The sequence below is a fragment of the Fibrobacter sp. genome, assembly GCA_024399065.1.
Lineage (GTDB): Bacteria > Fibrobacterota > Fibrobacteria > Fibrobacterales > Fibrobacteraceae > Fibrobacter.
In genome coordinates this window covers 1-1970 of the sequence record JAKSIB010000083.1, presented here as the reverse complement: position 1 = coordinate 1970, position 1970 = coordinate 1, and the positions used below count along the sequence as shown (strand labels likewise).

At 54.9% G+C, this 1970-nt stretch carries 1 rRNA gene; it reads right to left on the bottom strand.

From position 1 onward, the window contains the following. Nucleotides 1-1970, bottom strand: a 23S ribosomal RNA gene (locus MJZ25_16505); the annotation flags it as partial.

Below are 1970 nucleotides of genomic sequence, written 5' to 3'. Positions count from 1 at the left end.
CGATGGCCCTTCCATACGGAACCACCGGATCACTAAGCTCTAGTTTCCTACCTGTGCGGCATGTCTGCCTCCCAGTCAAGCACCCTTATGCCTTTACACTCTGCGGCCGGTTACCAATCGGCCTGAGGGTACCTTTAGGAGCCTCCGTTACGCTTTTGGAGGCGACCACCCCAGTCAAACTACCCACCAAGCGCGGTCCTCTCACGGAGAGTTAGATTCCAGACAGGCAAAGGGCCGTATTTCAACGGCGGATCCACGAACACTGGCGTGCCCGCTTCATATCCTCCGGCCTATCCTACACATCACATGCCCAGAATCAACGCTAAGCTATAGTAAAGGTTCACGGGGTCTTTTCGTCCCATCGCGGGTAATCGGCATCTTCACCGATACTACAATTTCACTGGGCTCACGGTTGAGACAGTGTCCGGATCATTACACCATTCGTGCAGGTCGGAACTTACCCGACAAGGAATTTCGCTACCTTAGGACCGTTATAGTTACGGCCGCCGTTTACCGGGGCTTCAATTCAATGCTTCGCCTTGCGGTTGACATCTCCTCTTAACCTTCCGGCACCGGGCAGGTGTCAGGCTGTATACATCTACTTTCGTATTCGCACAGCCCTGTGTTTTTGTTAAACAGTTGCCTGGACCTATTCTCTGCGCCTCGATCTCTCGAGGACCCCTTCTCCCTAAGTTACGGGGTCAGTTTGCCTAGTTCCTTAACCGTGAATCACCCAAGCGCCTAAGTATATTCAACCCGACCACGTGTGTCCGTTTACGGTACGGGTGACCGTGCGTTGCAGTTTAGCGGGTTTTCTCGGGAGTCTGGTTACCGGCACTGTCGGCGCACCCCGAAGGGATTGCCGTACTGTCAGGTTTCAGCTCGAGGGGTGGATTTGCCTGCCCCTCTCACAGCCTACGCCCTTCAACCACCTATTCCGTCAGGTGGCGGCCGTGTCACTCCTCCGTCGCCGCGTCACGCGCACGGTCAGTAACGGAATATTAACCGTTTCATCCATCGGCCTCGCCTCTAGGCTTATCCTTAGGACCCGACTGACCCTGAACCGATTGACGTTGTTCAGGAAACCTTGGTCTTTCGGCGAGCGGGAATCTCACCCGCTTTATCGTTACTTATACCTACATTTGCTTTTCCCAACGCTCCAGAGCAGCTCGCGCTGCGCCTTCGACGCGGATGGGAATGCTCCCCTACCGATCATAAATGATCCCACGGCTTCGGCAACTGGTTTCATACCCGATTATTATCCATGCCCAGCTCCTCGACTAGTGAGCTGTTACGCACTCTTTGAATGAATGGCTGCTTCCAAGCCAACATCCTAGCTGTCCTGGGGGCCGGACTTCGTTAGTCTAACTTAACCAGTATTTCGGGGCCTTAGCCGGTGGTCTGGATTCTTCTCCTCTCGGGCGCGGACCTTAGCACCCGCGCCCTTACTCCCCGGTTTAGCCTGTGAGCATTCGGAGTTTGTCTGGACTTGATAGGCGGTGAAGCCCTCGCATCCAATCAGTCGCTCTACCTCACACAGGGAACACCGGAGGCGGCACCTAAATGCCTTTCGGGGAGTACGAGCTATCTCCGAGTTTGATTGGCCTTTCACTCCTACACACACCTCATCGAGAAGCTTTTCAACGCTTATTCGTTCGGACCTCCATCCCGTGTTACCGGGACTTCATCCTGGACATGTGTAGATCACTCGGTTTCGCGTCTACCCCCACTGACTCCGACGCCCATTTCAGACTCGCTTTCGCTGCGGCTCGGCGACTCCTGTCGCTTAACCTTGCCAGTGACGGTAACTCGTAGGTTCATTATGCAAAAGGCACGCCGTCACCCCGAAGGGCTCCGACCGCTTGTAGGCGCATGGTTTCAGGGTCTCTTTCACTCCCCTGCTCGGGGTGCTTTTCACCTTTCCCTCACGGTACTGGTTCGCTATCGGTCTCTCACTAGTATTTAGCCTT